The 22,061-nt window shown below is 44.9% G+C and carries 19 protein-coding genes; 2 read left to right on the top strand and 17 right to left on the bottom strand.

Annotated elements, in window-relative coordinates; all coding sequences use genetic code 11:
- Positions 1–168: 168 nt before the first annotated feature.
- The 3 genes from K5609_RS07740 to guaB all read right to left on the bottom strand — a co-directional run bounded on the left by K5609_RS07740 (position 169) and on the right by guaB (position 4,804).
- Positions 169–1,353, bottom strand: a complete 1,185-nt coding sequence (locus K5609_RS07740) for an MFS transporter (RefSeq protein WP_221076663.1) — start codon at positions 1,351–1,353, stop codon at positions 169–171.
- A 332-nt stretch (positions 1,354–1,685) separates the two neighbouring features.
- Positions 1,686–3,266, bottom strand: a complete 1,581-nt coding sequence (guaA, locus tag K5609_RS07735) for a glutamine-hydrolyzing GMP synthase (protein ID WP_221076662.1) — start codon at positions 3,264–3,266, stop codon at positions 1,686–1,688.
- Between the two features lie 77 nt (positions 3,267–3,343).
- Positions 3,344–4,804: an IMP dehydrogenase gene (gene guaB / locus K5609_RS07730; protein WP_221076661.1), complete on the bottom strand. Its 1,461-nt coding sequence runs from the start codon at positions 4,802–4,804 to the stop codon at positions 3,344–3,346.
- A gap of 131 nt (positions 4,805–4,935) precedes the next feature.
- Between guaB and xseA the strand changes: the two genes are divergently transcribed.
- Positions 4,936–6,270: an exodeoxyribonuclease VII large subunit gene (gene xseA / locus K5609_RS07725; RefSeq protein WP_246611958.1), complete on the top strand. Its 1,335-nt coding sequence runs from the start codon at positions 4,936–4,938 to the stop codon at positions 6,268–6,270.
- Positions 6,271–6,747: 477 nt separating this feature from the next.
- Positions 6,748–8,577 carry a bifunctional helix-turn-helix transcriptional regulator/alpha/beta hydrolase gene (locus tag K5609_RS07720; RefSeq protein WP_221076659.1) on the top strand — a complete coding sequence of 610 codons (1,830 nt, stop codon included), beginning with the start codon at positions 6,748–6,750 and terminating at the stop codon, positions 8,575–8,577.
- A 47-nt stretch (positions 8,578–8,624) separates the two neighbouring features.
- Here K5609_RS07720 and K5609_RS07715 read toward each other — a convergent pair whose 3' ends face one another.
- The 14 genes from K5609_RS07715 to hscA all read right to left on the bottom strand — a co-directional run bounded on the left by K5609_RS07715 (position 8,625) and on the right by hscA (position 22,057).
- Complete coding sequence (locus tag K5609_RS07715) at positions 8,625–8,858, bottom strand: zinc ribbon domain-containing protein (RefSeq protein WP_221076658.1); 234 nt, start codon at positions 8,856–8,858, stop codon at positions 8,625–8,627.
- A 12-nt stretch (positions 8,859–8,870) separates the two neighbouring features.
- Complete coding sequence (der, locus tag K5609_RS07710; protein WP_221076657.1) at positions 8,871–10,340, bottom strand: ribosome biogenesis GTPase Der; 1,470 nt, start codon at positions 10,338–10,340, stop codon at positions 8,871–8,873.
- 84 nt (positions 10,341–10,424) lie between these two features.
- Positions 10,425–11,615 carry an outer membrane protein assembly factor BamB gene (bamB, locus tag K5609_RS07705; protein WP_221076656.1) on the bottom strand — a complete coding sequence of 397 codons (1,191 nt, stop codon included), beginning with the start codon at positions 11,613–11,615 and terminating at the stop codon, positions 10,425–10,427.
- Positions 11,608–12,243, bottom strand: coding sequence for a YfgM family protein (locus K5609_RS07700; RefSeq protein ID WP_221076655.1), 636 nt, complete (start codon positions 12,241–12,243; stop codon positions 11,608–11,610). The genes bamB and K5609_RS07700 overlap by 8 nt, the downstream gene beginning before the upstream one ends.
- A 13-nt stretch (positions 12,244–12,256) precedes the next feature.
- A complete protein-coding gene (hisS, locus tag K5609_RS07695) occupies positions 12,257–13,534 on the bottom strand; it encodes a histidine--tRNA ligase (RefSeq protein WP_221076654.1) in 1,278 nt (425 codons plus the stop codon).
- A gap of 85 nt (positions 13,535–13,619) precedes the next feature.
- Positions 13,620–14,717: a flavodoxin-dependent (E)-4-hydroxy-3-methylbut-2-enyl-diphosphate synthase gene (gene ispG / locus K5609_RS07690; protein ID WP_163132508.1), complete on the bottom strand. Its 1,098-nt coding sequence runs from the start codon at positions 14,715–14,717 to the stop codon at positions 13,620–13,622.
- Between the two features lie 15 nt (positions 14,718–14,732).
- Positions 14,733–15,764: a RodZ domain-containing protein gene (locus tag K5609_RS07685; RefSeq protein ID WP_221076653.1), complete on the bottom strand. Its 1,032-nt coding sequence runs from the start codon at positions 15,762–15,764 to the stop codon at positions 14,733–14,735.
- On the bottom strand, positions 15,754–16,527 hold the full coding sequence (gene pilW / locus K5609_RS07680) for a type IV pilus biogenesis/stability protein PilW (RefSeq protein ID WP_221076652.1): 774 nt from the start codon (positions 16,525–16,527) through the stop codon (positions 15,754–15,756). The genes K5609_RS07685 and pilW overlap by 11 nt, the downstream gene beginning before the upstream one ends.
- A 22-nt stretch (positions 16,528–16,549) precedes the next feature.
- Positions 16,550–17,668: a dual-specificity RNA methyltransferase RlmN gene (gene rlmN, locus K5609_RS07675; protein WP_221076651.1), complete on the bottom strand. Its 1,119-nt coding sequence runs from the start codon at positions 17,666–17,668 to the stop codon at positions 16,550–16,552.
- 157 nt (positions 17,669–17,825) lie between these two features.
- Complete coding sequence (ndk, locus tag K5609_RS07670; RefSeq protein WP_221076650.1) at positions 17,826–18,251, bottom strand: nucleoside-diphosphate kinase; 426 nt, start codon at positions 18,249–18,251, stop codon at positions 17,826–17,828.
- A gap of 61 nt (positions 18,252–18,312) precedes the next feature.
- A complete protein-coding gene (gene pepB, locus K5609_RS07665; RefSeq protein ID WP_221076649.1) occupies positions 18,313–19,608 on the bottom strand; it encodes an aminopeptidase PepB in 1,296 nt (431 codons plus the stop codon).
- A gap of 43 nt (positions 19,609–19,651) precedes the next feature.
- Entirely contained in the window at positions 19,652–19,852 is a 201-nt protein-coding gene (iscX, locus tag K5609_RS07660) for a Fe-S cluster assembly protein IscX (protein WP_221076648.1), read from the bottom strand.
- Between the two features lie 11 nt (positions 19,853–19,863).
- Entirely contained in the window at positions 19,864–20,202 is a 339-nt protein-coding gene (gene fdx, locus K5609_RS07655; RefSeq protein WP_016401232.1) for an ISC system 2Fe-2S type ferredoxin, read from the bottom strand.
- A 1-nt stretch (position 20,203) separates the two neighbouring features.
- Complete coding sequence (gene hscA, locus K5609_RS07650) at positions 20,204–22,057, bottom strand: Fe-S protein assembly chaperone HscA (RefSeq protein ID WP_221076647.1); 1,854 nt, start codon at positions 22,055–22,057, stop codon at positions 20,204–20,206.
- Positions 22,058–22,061: the final 4 nt, after the last annotated feature.

Raw genomic sequence — 22,061 nt, 5'->3', positions numbered from 1 at the left:
TTGACCCTGTCTGTCAAAAAGAATTTTAAGCCACTGCTTATGCAGTGGCTTTTTTTTGCTTTAAATTCAAGGAAGTAAACGTAAGATTATTATGACTTTTTTGAAAAGCACACTAAACCAAACATTAAAAAAAATAATCCTTGATCCAACTCACTAAACAGCCCTAGTTCACCACACAGACAGAGATAGTTGCCGTTTTTGTTGATATTGATAAAACAACAGGCTTAACAAACCCAACAGCAAAATGGGTAGCGCTGCGTAATTGACTGCTTGCCAGCCCATAGTGTGCTCTAACCAACCGGCAGACAAAGCCGATATTGCCACCAAAGAAAACACCGTAAACTCGTTAGTAGCCTGCGCTTTAGCTTTCTCTGATGGTCGATAAGACTGAGTAAGCAGCTGGGTAGCACCAATAAACATGAAGTTCCAACCAATGCCTAACAAACTTAAAGCCAAGGCAAAGTGGCCAAAACTATTGCCCATTAAATTTATCACCACGCAGGCAAACATTAACCAAAGGCCGATAAACATCACTCTAAGCAAACCGATTCGCTGGATAAGATGCCCGGTGACAAAAGAAGGAGCAAACATGCCCAATACATGCCATTCGATAACACTAGCTGATTGAGAAAAAGCGTAACCATGATGGTGCATGGCTAGCGGAGTTGCTGTCATCAATAAGTTCATTACAAAATAGCTCACAGCAGCAGAGAGCATTGCAACCCAAAAGCCAGGCCCTTTAACAACTTCTAACAGTGGCCTAGCGTCTTGTTTTTCTAATCTTGGATTAACAAGGGGTTTGAATCGAATCAGCAGCAATAGAATTAACGCAATAATGTATAAGGCCAAAAGGCCAACAAAAGCCCCAATAAATGGCTGTTCAGGCCACCAACTTTGGCTATAGATAGCTAAGTTAGGCCCAACCACAGCAGCAATTACGCCGCCTACCATAATTGTGGAAATTGCTCGCGGCTGTTGCTCATCATCACACAGCTCGATGGCAGCGAATCGATAAAGCATCCCGAAACCAATGCCAATACCTAACAAAAATGTGGCACTGCAGAACAACAAGAAGCTTGCGGTTTGTAAGGCAAAAACAGCCAGTAATGCTCCACTAATTCCGATCGAATTACCCAGAACAAACCCTTTTTTTCTGCCAGTAGCCCCCATAATTAAAGAAGCGGGAATGGTGGCAAGCATTAATCCTAAAAATTGCATCGCAACAGGAAAGGTAATCCAAGCTGCAGAAGGCGCCAATTGCTGGCCAATTAATCCGGTGACTGCCACGAGCAAAATATTTCCGGTAGTTAATAAAGCCTGACAAATAGCCAGCATCCATACAAAAACATTCACGCTATGGCTCTCCCTGTTATACCAATCGTACTAAGTAACTAATCATCCTAACTGGTTAATAATACTCGATAACTGCGTTAGAATTTTTGATTGTAGAATAACTACTTATCGAAAAATCCTGCCTTATTCTCGAGCCTTTTCCCTGCGTTACTTCTGCTCACTTACTTTAGTGTGATTGGTATTAAAACATCATCATAGAGCAGATCTTAAAAATAGAGAACGTGAATTAGTTGTTCAGCTTTAAATAGCAAGGAGGCACGCAGAGAAAGCCTTTGGCTGAATGTGAAGCAAAAAAAAGCGCCATTACGGCGCTTTATTCAACGAAGGGAAATTTATTCCCACTCAATGGTCGCTGGCGGTTTGCCAGAGATGTCATAAACAACCCGTGAAATACCATCTATTTCGTTGATAATACGGTTGCTTACGTTACCTAAGAAATCATAAGGTAAGTGTGCCCAATGCGCGGTCATAAAGTCGATGGTTTCTACTGCGCGCAGTGATACAACCCAATCGTACTTACGTGCGTCACCCATTACGCCTACCGAACGAACCGGTAAGAATACGGTGAAGGCTTGGCTGACTTTATGGTAAAGATCAGCTTTGTGCAGTTCTTCGATAAAAATAGCGTCAGCGCGACGAAGTAAGTCACAGTACTCTTTCTTCACTTCACCCAATACTCGTACACCTAAACCCGGTCCCGGGAATGGGTGGCGATACAACATGTCGTAAGGAAGCCCTAACTCTAGGCCAATTTTACGCACTTCGTCTTTAAACAGCTCACGTAAAGGCTCAACTAAGCCCATTTCCATATCGTCTGGTAAGCCACCAACATTATGGTGTGATTTAATCACGTGAGCTTTACCGGTTTTAGACGCTGCCGATTCGATAACATCAGGGTAAATAGTACCTTGAGCCAACCATTTAGCATTTTTCAGCTTTTTCGATTCTTCATCAAACACATCAATGAATACGTGGCCAATAATTTTACGCTTCTTCTCAGGATCGCTTTCGCCAGCCATTGCATCAAGGAAACGATTCTCAGCGTTTACGTGAACAATGTTCAAACCAAAATGGTTACCAAACATATCCATGACTTGCTGGCCTTCATTCAAGCGAAGCAAACCATTATCTACAAATACACAGGTAAGCTTGTCACCAATGGCGCGCTGAATAAGCATTGCCACTACCGATGAATCTACCCCGCCACTCAAACCGAGAATAACTTCATCGTCACCCACTTGTTGCTTAATTTGCGCAACCGCGTTTTCAATAATTGATTCTGAGGTCCATAAGGCGTCACAAGCACAAATGTCTTTCACGAAATGCTCAAGCATTCGCAAGCCCTGGCGAGTGTGAGTCACTTCAGGGTGGAACTGCACGCCGTAGAAGTGTTTCTCTTGATTCATCATGGCGGCAAATTCACAACTTGGCGTTTGCGCAACGGTAGTGAAACCTTCAGGAATGGCCGACACTTTATCACCGTGGCTCATCCATACATCTAGCAATGCATTGCCATTAGCTGCTACAGCGTCTTCAATCGCCTTAAACAGCGGAGATTGTGCTACCACTTCAACTTGAGCATAACCAAACTCACGCTGGCCTTCGCCCTGTATAACCGCACCGCCTAATTGCTCAGACATGGTTTGCATGCCGTAACAAATACCGAGTACCGGTACCCCAGCGTTAAACACATACTCAGGAGCACGTGGAGAATTGTTCTCAGTTACGCTTTCTGGGCCACCAGCCAAGATAATACCGTTGGGTGCAAAGTCTCGAATGTCAGCTTCTTCAACATCCCAGCTCCACAACTCACAATATACACCTATTTCACGAATACGACGTGCGATAAGTTGGGTATATTGCGATCCAAAATCTAAAATTAGAATACGATGTTCGTGGATATCTCTGCTCATAATCACTTACTTTTAAAAAGGCTGATAAAACTAAGCGCCTTGCGGCGCTTAGAGAAGAAAAAACAATCTACTTAGGCTTAACCCATACGGTAGTTAGGGGCTTCTTTAGTAATGGTAACGTCATGTACGTGACTCTCACCCATACCTGCGCTGGTTACACGCACAAACTCTGCTTTAGTATTTAGTTCATTGATCGTTGCACAACCGGTCAAGCCCATACATGAACGTAGGCCGCCCATTTGCTGGTGAATAATCGCTTTAACTGGGCCTTTGTAGGCTACGCGGCCTTCAATACCTTCTGGCACCAATTTGTCAGCAGCGTTATCGGTTTGGAAGTAGCGATCTGACGAACCTTGAGACATTGCGCCAAGCGAGCCCATACCACGGTAAGACTTAAACGAACGACCTTGATAAAGTTCGATTTCACCCGGTGCTTCTTCAGTACCTGCAAACATGCTGCCTACCATTACACAAGACGCGCCTGCAACTAAAGCTTTTGCAATATCACCAGAGAAGCGAATACCTCCGTCTGCGATAACCGGAATATCACGACCTTTCAGCGCTTCTACAGCATCAGCTACTGCAGTAATCTGTGGCACACCCACACCCGTTACGATACGTGTTGTACAAATTGAACCAGGGCCAATACCTACTTTAACCGCACTTACACCGGCATCTGCCAAAGCTATAGCACCAGCGCCTGTTGCAACGTTACCGCCAACAATAGGTAGCTCTGGGTATTTTTCGTGAGTGGCTTTAATACGATCCAATACGCCTTGCGAATGACCGTGAGACGAGTCAATTAATAATACGTCTACGCCAGCTTCAACTAGGGCATCAATTCGCTCTTCATTGCCTGCGCCAGCGCCTACCGCAGCACCTACACGTAAGCGTCCGAAGCTATCTTTACAAGCATTAGGTTTACGCTCGGCTTTTTTGAAATCTTTTACGGTGATTAAGCCAGTTAATTTAAAGGCCTCATCAACCACTAGCATTTTTTCAATGCGGTGCTCGTGCATTAGCTTTTCAACCACGTCACGAGAAGTGTCAGTAGTTGTCACCAAGCGCTCTTTAGGAGTCATTACTTGAGAAACTGTTTTAGAAAAATCTGTTTCAAAACGTAAATCACGGCCAGTAACAATACCCACTAAGTCGTTAGCTTCAGTTACCACCGGAAAACCAGCAAAACCATGGATCTGACGCAGCTCAGCAATTTGGCCTAGAGTTAACTCAGGAGTTACCGTAATTGGCTCAAGTACAATACCTGCTTCAAACTTTTTCACTTTACGCACTTCAGCAGCTTGCTGCTCAATGCTCATGTTTTTGTGAATAAAGCCAACACCGCCCTCTTGCGCTAGTGCAATCGCAAAATTAGCTTCAGTTACTGTATCCATGGCAGCAGACACCATAGGAATACTAAGCGGGATATCTTTGGTTAGACGTGTCGCCAAATTGGCGGTATTTGGAAGTACTTCTGAGTGAGCCGGAAGTAGTAGTACATCATCGAAGGTTAAGGCTTCTTTGGAAATTCTCAACATAGCAACATTCGCCTAAATCAGTTAATAAAGGGATAAAATATTGCGGTCGGATTATAGGTATAAAGCTGGCCAAGGTAAATTGAAAAATGTTATTTTCTTACATTATTTTCAATTTAGCTTCGAGTTGGCTAATGCAAAACAATCAAATCGCCCAAAATATCCTCAGTGTAAGTCAATTAAACCAGCAAGTTAGGCGATTACTAGAGAACTCTCTAGGCACAGTTTGGTTAGCAGGTGAAATATCTAATTTTGCTACGCCATTTTCAGGTCATTGGTACTTCAGTTTAAAAGACGATGGCGCTCAAGTGCGCTGTGCCATGTTTAAAGGGGCTAATCGCAAGGCTGTATTCACTCCAGAGAACGGTATGCAAGTATTAGTGAAAGCTAAAATAACCATGTATGAACCACGTGGCGACTACCAGCTCATTGCAGAAGCGATTCACCCAGCTGGAGATGGTGCCCAGCAGCAAGCTTTTGAACAATTAAAAATGAAACTGGCGAGCGAAGGCTTATTTGGCCAAGCTGACAAGCAAGCCTTACCTGAATATCCGAGCACCATTGGCGTAGTTAGCTCTGCCTCTGGAGCAGCCTTACAAGATATCTTGTCGGTGCTTCAACGTCGCGCGCCCGCCATAAAAGCAATAGTTTATCCCGCAGCTGTGCAGGGTGATGCCGCTGCAAGCCAAATTATTAGTATGATTGAGCTTGCCAACCAACGAGAAGAAGTGGATCTGCTTATCGTTGGCCGAGGTGGTGGCTCTAAAGAAGATTTATCCGCCTTTAATGATGAAGCACTCGCACGCTGTGTATTTAATTCAAACATACCCGTGATATCTGCGGTGGGTCACGAAGTGGACGACAGCATTTGTGATTTAGTGGCAGACATTCGCGCAGCAACCCCTTCTGCTGCAGCAGAAATTGTTAGCCAACAAGCTAGCCACCTTTCAATAAGTTTAAATAAGCTAAGCCAGCAACTAGAGCAAAGCTATTTACATATGCTCAGTCGGCAACAGATCCGCCTCAAACAGCTTCATCATCAAGTAGAGACCCAATCCCCTATCCATTTATTAGAACAGCAGCAGCAACGCTTTGACGAGCTTAGCCACCGTTTGAGCTTTGCTCATCAACAAAGCTTAAGCCGAGGCAAGCAGCGTCACCAAGAAGCTAACTCACGTTTAAAACACTCTCTTTTAGCACAAAAGACCGATCGTCATCAGCAACGCTTAGTTCAACTTAAGCAGCGGCTGAATCTAGCCAGTGATAAGCACCTCCAGCATCAGCAAGACGCTTTGTTAAACGCTTGTCGACAAATGGATAATTTAAGCCCACTGCGGGTATTGGAGCGAGGTTTTAGCTTGGTGACTCAACAAGAAAAAATTGTTAAATCTGCTGCGGATTTAAGCATTGGAGACCAAGTCAACATCAGGTTTGCCGATGGCAAGCATAAGGCAACAATTATTGAATAAGCTCTAGGGGCTGTTTATCTTTCGAGCTGTTTTTTGCAGCAGTTTGTGGTTTATACAAGGCAGAAGCTTTAATGTGTAGCGAGCCTACATGAGAAGCTGATAACGCAGTAGAAATAAGCCACAAACGCTGCCCGAAGGGTTCGGCTAAAATCGTTTTATGCTTTGTTAAGGCGTATTCACTTAGAATGCTAGGCTACACACGCCTTGCTGCGCCTAAAACGATTTTTTCGCGAACAAAATTCAACCACGAAAGACTAACAGCCCCTAGCGTTTTAAACGCCAAGCTCACATCTAGTGAGTTAGTCATCAAAATTGATGGGATTTTAGTTAATTCTGACATAAGATTGATTCGACTAAACCGAATAGCTAGTTGGTTCGCAGTTTAGCTAGAATGTCGACTAAACCCACTAAGAGACGAAGCGAACATTCGGGTAACTAACTAGATATCAATATAAAAAGTAAATTAGCAGCAATACTATGAATTCATTGGATAGCACCAAGGAGCGAGAGCTAACCAGTGTCGATAACAGGGAACAGTTAATCGGTATGATTTACCGTGCAGCGGCAGAACCTGAATATTGGCCCGATTTGCTTGAGCACCTATACATGATGCCAGAACTTCAAAACACAGAAGAACATGGCCACTCAGACCCCTCTTCGGCACAACTAAGCCAAATGCTCGATGCGGTATCTCCGCAATTGTCTATGGCTCAGAACCAATACTCTGAACGAAACCAGATTTTACTTGAGCACTTTAACCAGGCATTAAATATCGCTAAGCGTATTTACCAGCTTGAAGAAAAAAACCATTCACTTAACTCTTTGCTAGACCACATCCCAGTTGGCGTAATTTTGGTGAATGCAAAAAGTGAAATTTTGCTCACAAACGAACTGGCAGAAGAAACCCTGCAGCTCGGCCAAGGTTTGTACCAGCGCAACAAAAACCTAGTTACCCAGCAAAGTGAATCAACAGACTTGCTCAATCAGTACGTAGAAGAGCTGTCGTCACTGGGGCCGAATGAATCCAGTAGCAGGGGTTTACCGATCCAAATTGGTCAAGAAACAGATGTGCAAACCATGGTAATTCTGAGCCCGGTAAACCATCTGCAAAACCCTAACTTAGAGCGAAATGCCAGTGTGGTGGTGTTTATCTCGCCTTCTCGCCCAGATGTAGAGCTCGATTTAGCCGCATTTGCCGACGGTTACAACTTAACCCCAAAAGAAGCGCGCATTGTTAATTATATTGCGCAAGGCATGTCGCCTCCCGATATTGCTGACAAAATTTTTGTTAGTTACAACACGGTGCGCACTCAGCTTAAATCAGTGTTCAAGAAAACCAATGTGAGTAGCCAGAGCGAATTAGCCAGTTTGGTGCTAACCGGGCCCTGGGGAATGCTATCGCAAAGTAGCCGTCACTTTGACTTTACCGAAGCTCACGATCTTAACGCACGCTACTTTACTCTGCCCGACCAACGTAAGTTGTGTTACCAAGAATACGGCAGCCCGAAGGGCAAGCCAGTGGTTTATTGCCACAGTATATTGGGTAGTCGCTTAGAGAACTTTTTTGATGATGTTGATTTAGCAAAACACCTAGGCCTGCGTTTAATCAGCATCGATCGTCCCGGTTTCGGAGGCTCTGATTACTGCGAACACTACGGTTTTGTTAGCTGGTCAAAAGACTTAACCGCATTACTCGATCACTTAGGGCTAGAGCAAGTTCAGTTACTTGGCTATGCCACAGGAGGCGTTTATGCCGCCTGCTGCGCAGCAACCATTCCTGAGCGGATCAGCAAGATGACTATTGTTAGTTCGGGTGATGCCCTCACTTACGACAGCGATTACGAGGCAACGGCTAAACTATATCGAATGCACATGAAGTTGGCTCGTGACTTCCCTAGTATGCATCGCATGTTTACTAATATTCTAGATAAGGGACTACACAAAGACCCCAACAAATTATTTAAGGTATTGGCTCGCGATCTAGAAGGTGCCGATGTAGAACTATTTGAGAGCCCACAATTTAGGGAGAAGTTTGGCCGCTATTTAAAAGAATCGAAGATCCAAGGCGGCAATGCCTTTTCTGACGAAGTGCGCCAAGTGATGTCACCTTGGGGCTTTGAGCTAGAAGATATCAAGGTAAGCACTCAGCTCTTTCATGGCGAGCAAGACAGGCATATTCCATTGGTGCTTGCAGAGCGTTTTACCCAACGTGCAGCTAATGCCAAACTTACGGTTATCCCTGAGCAAGGACACTATATGATTTATCGCCAATGGCCTGAAATACTCAAAAGTGTTGCTAGCAACTAAAGCAGTGTTATAGAAATTTAAAAAGGCGGCCAATGGCCGCCTTTTTATTAGCTGTCTAAGCGCTCGTAGCGCCGAATAACAGCTCGCTTAGATTTTAACTCGTTACAGCTGTTACAAAAGTAATCTACTGCACCACAGGCTTTTAGCTCTTCTAGCTCGGCATCACACTTATCGCAATGCACTGTCTGCAAAAACTTATGATGACAGGCTCCACATAACCAATGGTCATGTTCATGCTGCAATTCACCATCACACTCTGGGCAAGCTATTTCAATACTCATGGCTAACTCCGGCTATTTCTTTTTATACCTGCTTACAGTTTGCATTTTTTTACGACGACGTTCTTGCGCTAGAGTAAGTTTTGACTTCTTCTCTGAGAACGGGTTTTCGCCTTCTTTAAATTCAACCCGAATTGGCGTGCCCATAATTTCTAGGGCTTTTCGGTAATAATTCATCAAATAACGTTTATAGGCATCTGGTAAGGAGTTTACCTGATTACCATGAACCACAATTCTGGGTGGATTATAACCGCCAGCATGAGCATAGCGCAATTTAACCCTACGACCGCGCACTAGTGGTGGCTGATGGTCGTCTTGAGCCATCTGCATTATCTTGGTTAGCATAGAGGTAGAAACCCGCTTAGTAGCACTTGCGTAGGCTTCCTGTACAGATTCATAAAGGTGGCCAACACCAGTTCCATGCAGCGCTGAAATAAAGTGAACCCGAGCAAAGTCGATAAAGCCCAAACGTCTATCTAGTTCGGTTTTTATCCGCTCTTTGTGCTCGTTATCTAAACCATCCCATTTATTAACCGCAAGCACTAGGGCACGACCGGCATTAAGCACAAACCCAAGTAGGCTTAAGTCTTGATCGGAAATACCGTCTTTTGCATCGATAACTAACATCACAACGTTAGCGTCTTCAATGGCTTTAAGGGTTTTAATCACTGAAAACTTCTCGACGGTTTCAGTTACTTTGCCGCGCTTACGCACCCCTGCAGTGTCAATTAAGATGTAATCTTGGTCTTCTCGCTGCATAGGAATGTAAATGCTGTCGCGAGTGGTACCTGGCATGTCGTACACCACCACGCGGTCTTCACCTAAAATCCGGTTAGTCAGCGTAGACTTGCCTACGTTGGGTCGACCAACAATTGCCAGCTTAATCGGTAAGTCGGCAAATTTCTGCGCTAATTCATCTAGCTCAGACTCAGTCATTTCTTGAGTATCAGCTTGCTCTAACTCTGGCTCTTCAGTTTGATTTTCTGCCTGCTCGGTAACAAAAGGACGAAGCGCTTCTTCTAATAGTAGGTTTACGCCTCGACCGTGTGCCGCTGCAATATGATGAACTTCACCAAGGGCCAGTGCGTAAAATTCACCACAGGCAGCATCGGCATCAATACCATCAGTTTTGTTAGCAACTAAGAAAACTTTCTTTTCTTGTTTACGTAAGTGGTGAGCAATCGCTTCGTCAGCAATAGTCATCCCAGCACGTGCGTCAACCAAAAATAGCACTGCATCGGCTTCTTCAATGGCTTGCAAAGATTGCTGGGCCATCATTGCATCAATGCCTTCTTCATCACCATCAATACCGCCAGTATCAATAACAATGAACTCTTGTTCCGCCACTTTAGCTTGTCCGTATTTGCGGTCGCGAGTTAGACCAGGAAAGTCAGCTACTAGCGCGTCCCTGCTGCGTGTAAGGCGATTAAATAATGTAGATTTGCCAACATTTGGGCGTCCCACTAAGGCGACAACAGGAAGCATAAGGGCCTCATTTTTTAGAATACATGACATGACAAAGGCTCATGGTTAATTCACCATGAGCCTTTTGTACACAATTATAACAACTTAACTGCGATCTAGCGCAATTAACTTACCACTTCGCGTTTGAAGGATAATTTTGTCGGAGGTTATCACAGGCGCAACATATAAGCCGCTTTTATCTACTAACATTTTGCTAGCAAACTCGCCGGTTTCACGATCAAGCCAGTATAAATAGCCTTCACTGTCACCTACCAGCACCTTATTTCCGTCTACCGCTGGAGCAGTAACGATACGATAAGACAAGGCACCTTGGGTCCACTTCTCTACACCGTTATTACGCTCAATGCTGTACACATTGTCACTAACGTCGGTCACAAATAAGCTTAAACCCGAAGAAGCAAGATTTTGATAAGCAGAATAACTGCGCTTCCAATCTTCTTCACCGCTACGTAAATTAACCGACACCAAGTTTCCGTTATAGGCCACCGCATAAAGCTGAGAACCAATTAAGGCTGGTTTGCTATCAACGTCAACGATTCGATCAATCTCGGTTGAGCCTTTAGGCTGAGCTAATTTGCTTTCAAACAGCAGTTGACCACTCTCTAAGAGGTACAGGCCAATTTTACCATCACTACGACCCAGTATAATTGCGCCGTTAGAAATAACAGGTGGAGCTTTACTGCGCAGTGACAATGCAGGCTGATCGATTCTAATATCCCACTTCTGCTCACCACTATGAGCATCAAGTGCAATAAGGCGGCCATTGCTGGTTATCACTACAACTAAACTATCTTCAACAGCAGGGGCAGCCAATACTTCACCAGCCACTTCTGCTTGCCAAACTATTTCGCCAGTCTCGGCATTTAAGGCAAATACATCCGCATTTTCGGTACCTAAATAAATGCGACGATAAGCAGCAGTTAAACCACCCGATATACGTGCATTAGGTGTATTTCCTGAAAAGCGGTTATTGCTCTCAACCTTTGATAAGTCTTGTTGCCATAAACGCTGACCTTCTAAATCAAAGGCCTGCACTTGACCATAACGGGCTGCAGCAAACACTGAGTCATAGGCTACAACCGGAGACAGCGCCGAGAAGTAATCGTTAACGCCTTTTCCTACGCGGGTTTCCCACTGCTTGCTCACCGTAAACTGGTTTTCAAACTCAGGTACTGGCGCCATTTGCACAACATCTTCTTCAGAGTTGAACAAAGAACACGCCGACAAACCAACGAGCAAACAAGCTAAGCTAGCTGAACGCCAAGCTTTAACCATTAGCGGCCTCAACTTCAGTTAAATCATTAAGCTTTAGGTTTACACTAGGATCTTGCTCAGCAGCACCAGCGGCTACTGCAGCTTGATACGCTTGGCGGGCCAAGTCTTGCTCACCTTGCTGCAAGTAGATATCACCTTTAATCAGTTCAACTGTTGCTACTAGAGCAGGCTCATTCACTCGTTCTAGGCTAGCTAAGGCCTTATCAAACTCTGCTAGTTGCGCTTGCACCCGAGCTAGTCGGGTATAAATCATCCCTTTAAGCTCTTCTGGTGCACCTTCTAGGGCTAAGTTAAGTTGAGTTTGCGCTTGAGCGTAATCTTCTTTAACCACCAATTCTTTAGCTAACAATAGTGACGCAAATACTGAATAGTTTTTGTCACCTTGGTTTGCAGCTACAAAATTTGCCAGTGGAGTTAGCTCTTCGTTATTAGTGGCAAGTTGGCTAACAACTTGCTGAAAAGCATCTGAAGCCGCTTCTTTTTGCTCAATTTGGTAATCGCCAAAGTAGCGCCAGCCAAATACAGCTGCCAAACCAAGTACCGAACCGCCAATAACTGATGTTCCGTTTTTCTTCCACCAGTCTTTGATGGCTTGAACTTGCTGTTCCTCAGTGGAATAAATGTCCACAGCGTCTCCTTAACTAAACTAATACGGTATTAAGCAAGGCAACCAACTCTGATTGAGCGATGCATTGCTGTTGAATATCTTCGCGTAGGTACTTAACAGTAACCTGCTGATTGGCTAATTCATCTTCGCCGATGATTAAGGCCACTTTAGCGCCTGACTTGTCAGCTCGCTTAAACTGTTTTTTAAAGTTTCCACCACCACAGTGGCTCATAATCCGAACAGAGGGTAACGCATCTCGCAATTGTTCAGCTAATGAAAATGCTGCGCCAAGTGTCCCTTCTCCAGCATTGATCACATAAACATCGGCACTTGATGGTAAATCACCCAGTAACTCGAGTGTTTCAAGCAATAAAACTAAACGTTCCATGCCCATAGCAAAGCCAACAGCAGGAGTGGCTTTACCACCTAGTTGCTCTACTAGACCATCATAACGACCGCCGGCACAAACTGTGCCTTGAGAGCCTAAGCTTGAGGTTACCCACTCAAATACCGTGCGATTGTAATAATCAAGACCACGTACTAAACGCGGGTTTAGTTCATAAGCAATGCCAGCATTGTCCAAAAGAGCACATAGCTGCTCGAAGTGGTCTTTACTTTCTTGGTCGAGGTATTCACTCAAACTTGGTGCATCAACCAATACCGCTTGCACCTCAGGATTCTTGCTATCGAGTACCCGCAATGGGTTATTGTACATGCGACGTTTTGCGTCTTCGTCTAAGGCTTCTTTATGCTGCTCTAAGTAAGCAATTAAAGCATCACGATAATTAGCACGCGCTTCATTAGAACCTAAGCTATTAAGCTGTAATGTAACGTGTTTTTCTAGACCGAAAGCTTTCCAGAAGCGCGAAGACAAAATAATCACTTCGGCATCTATATCGGAGCTGGCAATACCAAAAGCCTCAACACCAACTTGATGGAATTGACGATAACGGCCTTTCTGTGGACGCTCATGGCGGAACATTGGGCCCATATACCACAAACGCTGCTCTTGGTTGTACAACAAACCTGCTTGGTTTCCTGCACGAACACAACAGGCTGTGCCTTCGGGTCGCAAGGTTAAGCTATCACCATTGCGATCTTCAAAGGTATACATTTCTTTTTCTACGATATCGGTCACTTCACCGATAGAGCGCTTAAACAAATCAGTGCTTTCTACAATCGGCATTCTTATTTCGTTGTAACCGTAGGCTGCCACCACCTCTCGAATTACTGATTCTACCTTCTGCCAAGCGGGAGTATCACTTGGTAGGCAATCATTCATGCCACGTATTGCTTGTATTTGTTTAGCCACATTAATCTCGAATAAAACAGGTCAATAATTATTAAAGGCCCTCGATTATAGGGCCTTTAAGCAAAGAGGTAAATTTAAATGCAGATTAGCTCTCGGTGATGTCTTTAATAGCGATGCGCGAACGGATCTTTGCTTCGAGTGCATCTACTAGGTCATCGTTATCAAAACGCTCTTTTTGCCGCACGCCATCTTGGTAAAAGCCGCTTTTTTTATTGCCACCGGTAATGCCTAGGTCAGAAATTAGCGCTTCACCCGGGCCATTTACCACGCAGCCAATAATAGATACGTCCATGGGCTCAACAATATCTTCTAAGCGCTGCTCTAGCGCGTTAACTGTTGAGATAACATCAAACTCTTGGCGAGAACAGCTTGGGCAGGCGATAAAGTTAATTCCACGAGAGCGGATCCGTAGAGATTTTAGAATATCAAAACCTACTTTGATCTCTTCTACCGGATCGGCTGCCAAAGACACTCGCAGGGTGTCGCCGATGCCTTGCGATAATAACATACCTAAGCCCACTGCAGATTTAACCGAGCCACTGCGTAAACCGCCAGCTTCCGTAATACCGAGGTGCAAAGGTTGGTCAATTCGACTAGCCAAACCTTGATAAGCGCCCACAGCAAGGAAAACATCAGAGGCTTTCACACTCACTTTAAACTGGTCAAAATTCAAACGGTCAAGTATATCCACATGACGCATGGCAGACTCAACTAAGGCCTCTGGAGTGGGTTCTCCGTACTTCTCTTGCAAATCTTTTTCTAAGGAACCGCCATTCACACCAATACGAATTGGGATGTTGCGCTCACGCGCAGCGTCAACAACTGCACGAATGCGCTGCTCGTTACCAATATTACCTGGGTTAATGCGCAAACAATCGGCGCCATACTCCGCCACTTTTAAAGCAATGCGGTAATCGAAATGAATATCAGCGACTACAGGAATGGATACCTGCTGCTTAATTTGCTTGAAGGCTTCGGCGGCATCCATGGTAGGTACAGAAACGCGCACTATATCGCCACCCACTGCGGCAATTCGGTTTATTTGGTCAACCGTTGCAGCAACATCAGTAGTACGAGTATTAGTCATAGACTGCACAGTAATAGGCGCGTCTCCGCCCACTGGCACATTACCCACCATAATTTGTGTTGATTTACGGCGTTTAATTGGAGTTGGTTGATTCATAATAATCGAAAGGTCTTAATTGTTTGGTATTTTCATTCGCACAACTTTACCGCGCTTAAATAACGATAAGTCGATTGATTCTTGTCCGTAACTGACGCTAACACCTGCATTAGTGCCAAGCACGATACTGTAGGGAGAAGGGCCAGTTACAGAGAGTGATTGGCCGGGCTGTTTGATGTCAGCCACTAGGCGCTTGCCAGTGGCATCCCTAATCTCTACCCAACACTCATTTTCGAAGCTCATGCTTAAGGCAGTTAAAGTAGTCGCTTGGTTTACTTCTGTTTCAGGCTCTGGGCTGTCTATTACAGTGGGCTCGGCAGCTTGAGAAACAGGCTGACTCGATGCGGTTTCGGTTACAGCTTCAGTCACTGTTTCCGGCTCAGCTTGAGGCTCAACTTTTGCTTGCGTTTCAATCTCGTTGGCGGCTTCTGCAACTGGCTCTGAAACAAGCTCTACTGGCTGTGCGGAAGGCTCATCAGCCACTTCTGCTTCAACAGAACTTAACGCTTTGATATTTTCAACACTGGGTTCAGGACTAACATCAGTTTCAGGCTCACTGGTCGGGTCTAGCATTCGGCTTTCTGAACTAGCGGGGCTAGCCTGACTAAAATCGACTTGTTGACCCTTTTCTTGCCACCACCAAATAACCAGCAAAACAACAATGCCAAGGCCCACTAAGTAGGTGAATTTCATCAGCCGACTGTCATGAGTCTCTTGCTTTATCCGCCCAGAAAAGCTCTGCATTTCTGTGCGTTGTTCATGGGCATCGTGCAGGTGGGTATAGCTAGAAAGCACTAGGTCTTCAGAAAGGTTTAGCAAGCGAGCATAAGCACGCAAGTAGCCTTTAATAAAAGTACTCGATAGACCACTATCGAAGCTATCACCTTCTATATCTTTGATGACTTGCAAACGCAGCTTCAAACGTTCAGCAACTTGAGATTGACTTAGCTTGGCGGCAACACGTGCTTCTTGCAGCATCTGCCCAGGGCTAAGCACTTCAATGTCTTCACTTAGCTCTGTTTGCTCTGATTCGGCTTTAGTAGTCATTAGCGATGTATCGTTTTGTTTGTTCAGATTTAGGGAACTGCTGTTGTAAGGTTAAGCCCCAACGCGCTTCTTCAGCAAAGTTGTCAGCCGCACTTTCTAAGCGAACCCAAGCAAAGGCGCTTTCCGCCGTAGTTTCAGCCATACTATCATACCGTTGCAGATATAATCGGGCTTGCTCGGGTTTATTTTTCTGGAGGTAAACTTCGGTGGCTCCGAGTAAAGATGCGGGGCGGCGAATGTTATAGGCTAAGGCACTAGTAAAGTAATCTAAGGCCTTATCTAATTCGCCAGCAGTTAAGGCACATAAACCCGCGTTCTCATTGGTACCCGCAACCTGAACGTACTCAGGATTAGCCAAAGCTTGCTTAAATAGCGCCTCGGCTTCGTCATACTCTTTTTGCTTACAAAGCATCACGCCGTAGTTATTAAGTACATCACCATTGCGCGGGGCTATCGATTTAGCACGCTTATAAGCCTCTAAGGCTCGCTCTGGCTGGCGAACACTTTGGTAAAAGTGAGCTTGAGCGATGTAAACATCAACCAGATTGGGCGCTAACTCTTGCGCTAGTTCCAAATTGCGTTTTGCTTGCTCTGCATCGCCAGCTTCTAAATAACGTAAGGCCAAGCTAATTCGGGTTTTAGCGGCAGCATCTTTATTAAGCTGTTTATCTTTATTGTTTACTTCTTGGCCATTTACACGGGTTTCGGTTACACAACCAGAAACCAAAAATACCACCAAAAACAAGTACAACCAGCGTTTCATATCCGTCCTTCGATAAGGTTAGTTATTGAATTGTGACTGAAATTTCTTGCTGTTGCATCCGTTTTTTCATGGTTCTTTTGGTTCTGTCGACAACGTCACCTGCTAGCTGTCCACAGGCCGCGTCAATGTCGTCACCGCGGGTTTTTCTCACCACCACGGTAGAGCCATATTCCATTAACACTTTGCTAAAGCGATCAACACGGCTGTTACTTGGTTTAGTAAACGGAGAACCAGGGTAAGGGTTAAATGGAATTAAGTTTATTTTGCACGGAGTATCGCGCAATACCTCGGCTAATTCGTGGGCTTGCTCCATAGAGTCATTTACGCCATTTAGCAGCACATACTCCACGGTTACTTTGCCACGGTTTGCATTTGATTTGTCGATATAACGCTTCACACCCGCCAAGAAAGCTTCGATATTATACTTGTCATTGATAGGCATAATTTCGCTGCGTAATTTATCGTTAGGAGCATGTAAAGAAATAGCCAGCGCAACATCAAGCCTGTCACCTAACTTATCTAAAGCCGGCACCACACCAGAAGTACTTACCGTTACACGACGCTTACTCAAGCCATAACCGTTATCATCTAACATTAATTCTAAGGCAGGGATCAAATTATTTAGGTTTAGCAAAGGTTCGCCCATGCCCATCATTACCACATTGGTAATAGGACGCTTTCCTTCAATGCCTTTATGGCCGATCACTTGCGCCGCTCGCCAAACTTGACCGATAATGTCAGAAACTTTTAAGTTGCGGTTAAAACCCTGTTGCCCAGTTGAACAAAAGGTACACTCCAACGCGCAACCTACTTGTGAAGATACACACAAGGTAGCGCGCTCACCTTCAGGAATATAAACGGTTTCTATCTCTTGGCCAGCCACTAACATCGCCCATTTAATGGTTCCGTCAGCACTACGTTGCTCGGTACTAATTTCCGGCGCACGCACTTCGGCCAGGCGCTTAAGCTTTTCACGTAAAGCTTTATTGATATTGTTCATTTGGTCGAAATCATCAACACCAAAGTGGTAAATCCACTTCATTACCTGATCGGCACGAAATGGCTTTTCACCTATCTCGGCAAAAAACTCTCGTAATCCCGCTCGATTAAAATCAAGTAAATTTGTTTTTGTCTCACTCATCGCTTAACTCCACGATCGACCAAATAAAAAAAGCGCCGAATTGTACAAATAATAACAGCAGAAAGCCAGTTAAACTCTGTACTCGGCGCTAATTGGCGGCTAATAAGTATTTAACTATTAAGCCACATTTGCCTAAGAAGCTTTCACCTCTTTTTCTTTATCTAGGACAAATCTCATTGTCTTCAAAGAAATAGGCGATTTCTCTCGACGCAGACTCAGGTGAATCGGAGCCGTGGGTGCCGTTTGGTGGCATACCTGAACCAAAATCATGACGTAAGGTTCCAGCGGCAGCTTCCGCAGGATTAGTTGCACCCAATAATTCACGGTAACGCATAACAGCGTTGTCAGCCTCAAGCACTTGCACCATGATTGGACCAGAGGTCATAAACTCAATCAACGGTGGGTAAAACGGTTTACCCTCGTGTTCTGCATAAAATCCTGCGGCTTGTTCTTGCGACAAATGCACCATTTTGGCTGCAACAATACGTAAACCTGCAGACTCCATGCGCGCATAAATTGCACCAATTGCGTCTTTAGCCACAACATCGGGTTTAAGTATAGAAAAAGTACGTTCTAAGGCCATTAACTAGCTCCATCTAAAAATTGGTGAATATCACTCATTGATATCGTAAGTGAATGATAAGTTAGCTCAACTCAGTTAACAACCGTGAAATTGTGCGAATACCATGGCCTTTGGCTCCAGTAGCCCAAAGTGCATTCCCAGATTTCTGATAAGAGCCAGACAAATCAAAATGTAGCCAGTTCTTTTCTGCATTTTCAACAAAGTGAGCCAAGAAGGCTGCAGCAGTAGATGCACCCGCCATACCTTCACCGGAAGATATATTGGCAATATCGGCAAAATTGGAACCAATCTGCCCCTTATGAAAAGGTTCTAAAGGCAGTGGCCAAGCTTTTTCAAACTCAGTTTTGGCAGCTTGCAGAGCTTGATGAACTAAGTCATCGTCAAAACCAAACACTGCGTTGTAGTCGCGACCTAATGCCATTTTAGCGGCGCCAGTAAGTGTTGCGGCGTCGATGATAACTTTTGGTTTTTTTTCACTGGCGGCAATTAAACCATCAGCTAATACCAAGCGACCTTCTGCATCGGTATTTAATACCTCTACGGTGACATCATTTTTGTAACGAATCACATCGCCTAACTTGTATGCGTCACCTGAGACCATGTTTTCTGCACAGCACAAATAAAGCCTAACTCGCTTGTTTAAACCATTAGCGATAGCTAAGCCAAGACCACCAGTAACCGTTGCAGCTCCGCCCATGTCGCTTTTCATAATCGACATGCCATCGGAAGGCTTCAAGCTGTAACCGCCCGAGTCAAAAGTAATACCCTTGCCCACGAGTGCCACCGCAACAGGTTCGCTAGCATTACCACTTGGGTTGAAATCTAGCTGTAACATAGCAGGTGCTTGAGTGCTACCTTTGCCCACTTGGTAAGTGCCTACCCAACCTTGTTTGAGTAAGTCTTCACCAGAGATGATCTCATAAGAAACATGCTCCGGTGACAAAGCACTTAAAAAGTTTGCCGCAGACTCACACAAGCTTTGTGGGAATATTTTAGCGGGGCCTAAATTAATCGTTTCGCGAGTCCAGTCTGCAGCAGCCTTTAGGGCATCAAAGCGCTGTTGGTCGGCATCACTGAGCACTACAACATCAAGTTGGTTATCTTGCTTGGCGTTGTAATAACCTTGATAAAAAGCCCAGCAAGCTTCTAAATCCCAGCTATCGCCAATGAAAGATAGGTGTTTTAGACCTTGTGCATCTAGTTTGCGCCCCGCTTTTTGAATGTCTTGAAGGCGGGCGGGGCCTTCAGAATTGATATGAACATTGACTTGATTAGCTTCGAAACTGATTAAGGCATTTTTGCCCCAGTGAGCGGCGGCAGGTTTGGCGCATAAAACTAGATCCATAACGGCGGTCATCAATACTTCCTCATTTGAGTAATCGACAACGAGCCCTTGGAATTTAGTCTAGTTCATCCATCCAGGCTAATATAATGGCTTCCAAAATGCGCTCGTTGCTATGCTGTGGGTCATCGTCAAATTCATCCAGTTGACAAACCCATTGGTGTAAGTCGGTAAACCGAACTTGCTTAGGATCTTGCTCGGGGAATTGCTCGGCCAGTTCTATTGCTATTTGCTCAACATCAATCCAACGCAATCCCATTAGCTTATTCCTTAATGCTGTTCAGATACCATATTAATGGTGTATTTAGGAATTTCTACCACTAAGTCTTCGTCGCTTACCATTGCTTGGCAACCGAGGCGAGACTCAGGCTCTAAGCCCCACGCTTTATCTAGCATGTCATCTTCTAATTCATCGCTTTCTTCAAGCGAATCGAAGCCTTCGCGCACAATCACATGACAGGTCGTACAAGCGCAAGATTTTTCACAGGCGTGCTCAATGTCGATACCTTCGCGCAAGGCTACATCTAATACACTTTCACCTTGTTTTGCTTCTACTACTGAGCCTTCAGGACATAAGTCCTCATTAGGCAAGAAAATCACTTTAGGCATCTTAAATCCTGTCTACTTGCTGGCCCCTTAGGGCTTGTTTAATGGAATCATCCATTCGCCTTGCGGCAAAATCTTGGCTGATACTGTCGAGTTGCTTAATGGCTTGCTCAATCTTGGCAACCGATTCACCCTCTGCAATGGTTTGTAGTTGCGCCATAGCTTGCTCAATGGCTGAACGTTCTTGCTCTTGCAATAAACGCTCACCACTTTCCAGTAATGCAGCGGTCATATCTTCAATAAATCGAGCCGCTTCTACTTGCTGTTCGCGTAGCATTCGCATGCTTACATCGTGCTTAGCGTTAGTAATAGAGTCTTTAAGCATTCCAGCCACTTCTTCATCGGCTAGGCCATAAGATGGTTTTACTTCAACAGAAGATTGCACCCCAGTGGATTTTTCCATTGCGGTCACCGATAACAAACCGTCGGCATCAACTTGAAAGGTAACTCTAATATGAGCCGCACCAGCAGCTAACGGTGGGATGCCCTTTAATGCAAATTTAGCCAATGAGCGGCAATCGTCTACTAATTCACGCTCGCCTTGTACAGCATGGATAGCCATTGCTGTTTGGCCGTCTTTAAAGGTTGTAAACTCTTGGGCGCGCGCTACAGGAATAGTGGTATTGCGAGGGATAACTTTTTCAACTAAGCCGCCCATGGTTTCAATACCCAATGAAAGTGGCGTCACATCGAGCAATAACAACTCGCCATCTTTTTTATTCCCCACCAAGGTATCTGCTTGAATGGCTGCGCCAATTGCTACCACCTGGTCTGGGTCGATGTTAGTTAGAGGTTGTTTATCAAAAAAACTAGCTACATCTGCACGTACTTTTGGCACGCGGGTTGAACCGCCAACCATAACTACGTTATTGACCTCTTCTAGCTCAACCTCAGCGTCACGCAATGCGCGACGACAAGCGCGTATAGTGCGCTTTACCAAGCCTTCGATAAGGCTATCGAATAACTCACGACTAATACTGCCCTGCCAACTAACACCATCAATATCGAGATTAATCTCAGCGCTATCTTGGTCACTCAAGCTCACTTTAACTTTATTGGCAATACGCGACAACTCGCGTTGTAACTGGGCTGAACGCACACCGCTTACTTGCGCTTGTTCGGCTATCCACTCCACCAAAGCATCATCAAAATCATCACCACCAAGCGCAGAATCGCCACCGGTCGCTAATACTTGAAACACGCCTTTAGATAAGCGCAGAATAGAAATATCAAAGGTGCCGCCACCTAAATCGTAAATGGCGATTACACCTTCGTCACCGCTATCTAAGCCATAAGCAATAGCTGCGGCCGTAGGTTCATTAAGTAAACGCAATACATGTAGGCCAGCTAGCTGAGCGGCATCTTTAGTACCTTGACGCTGGGCATCATCAAAATAGGCAGGCACGGTAATGACTACACCGTCGGGTTCACCTTGCAGTGCTTCTTCTGCCCTTGCCGCTAAGCTTTTTAAGATCTCAGCAGACACTTGAATGGGGTTAACCGCGCCGCCTACTGTTTGAATATGCGGGGTATTAGCCTCACTAAAATTGTAAGGAAATAAGTCGCGATCAATATCTGAGCTATTTTTCCCTAGCAAGCGCTTAACCGAAGTGATGGTATTATGAGGATCGGTAACAGCCTGAGCTTTGGCTAACTTACCAACATCTACCCCTTCTTCGTGATAACGCACCACCGAAGGAAGCAAAATATCACCACTATGATCAGCTAAAGTCACGGCTTTACCGCTTCGCACGGTTGCAACCAGAGAGTTAGTAGTACCTAAATCGATACCTACTGCCAGTTTATGTTGATGAGGAACAGCCGATTGCCCAGGCTCTGCGATTTGTAGTAATGCCATATAG

The organism is Agarivorans aestuarii, assembly GCF_019670125.1.
Lineage (GTDB): Bacteria > Pseudomonadota > Gammaproteobacteria > Enterobacterales > Celerinatantimonadaceae > Agarivorans > Agarivorans aestuarii.
The sequence above is the reverse complement of the archived record's forward strand: the minus strand, read 5'-3'. Positions and strand labels throughout refer to the sequence as shown.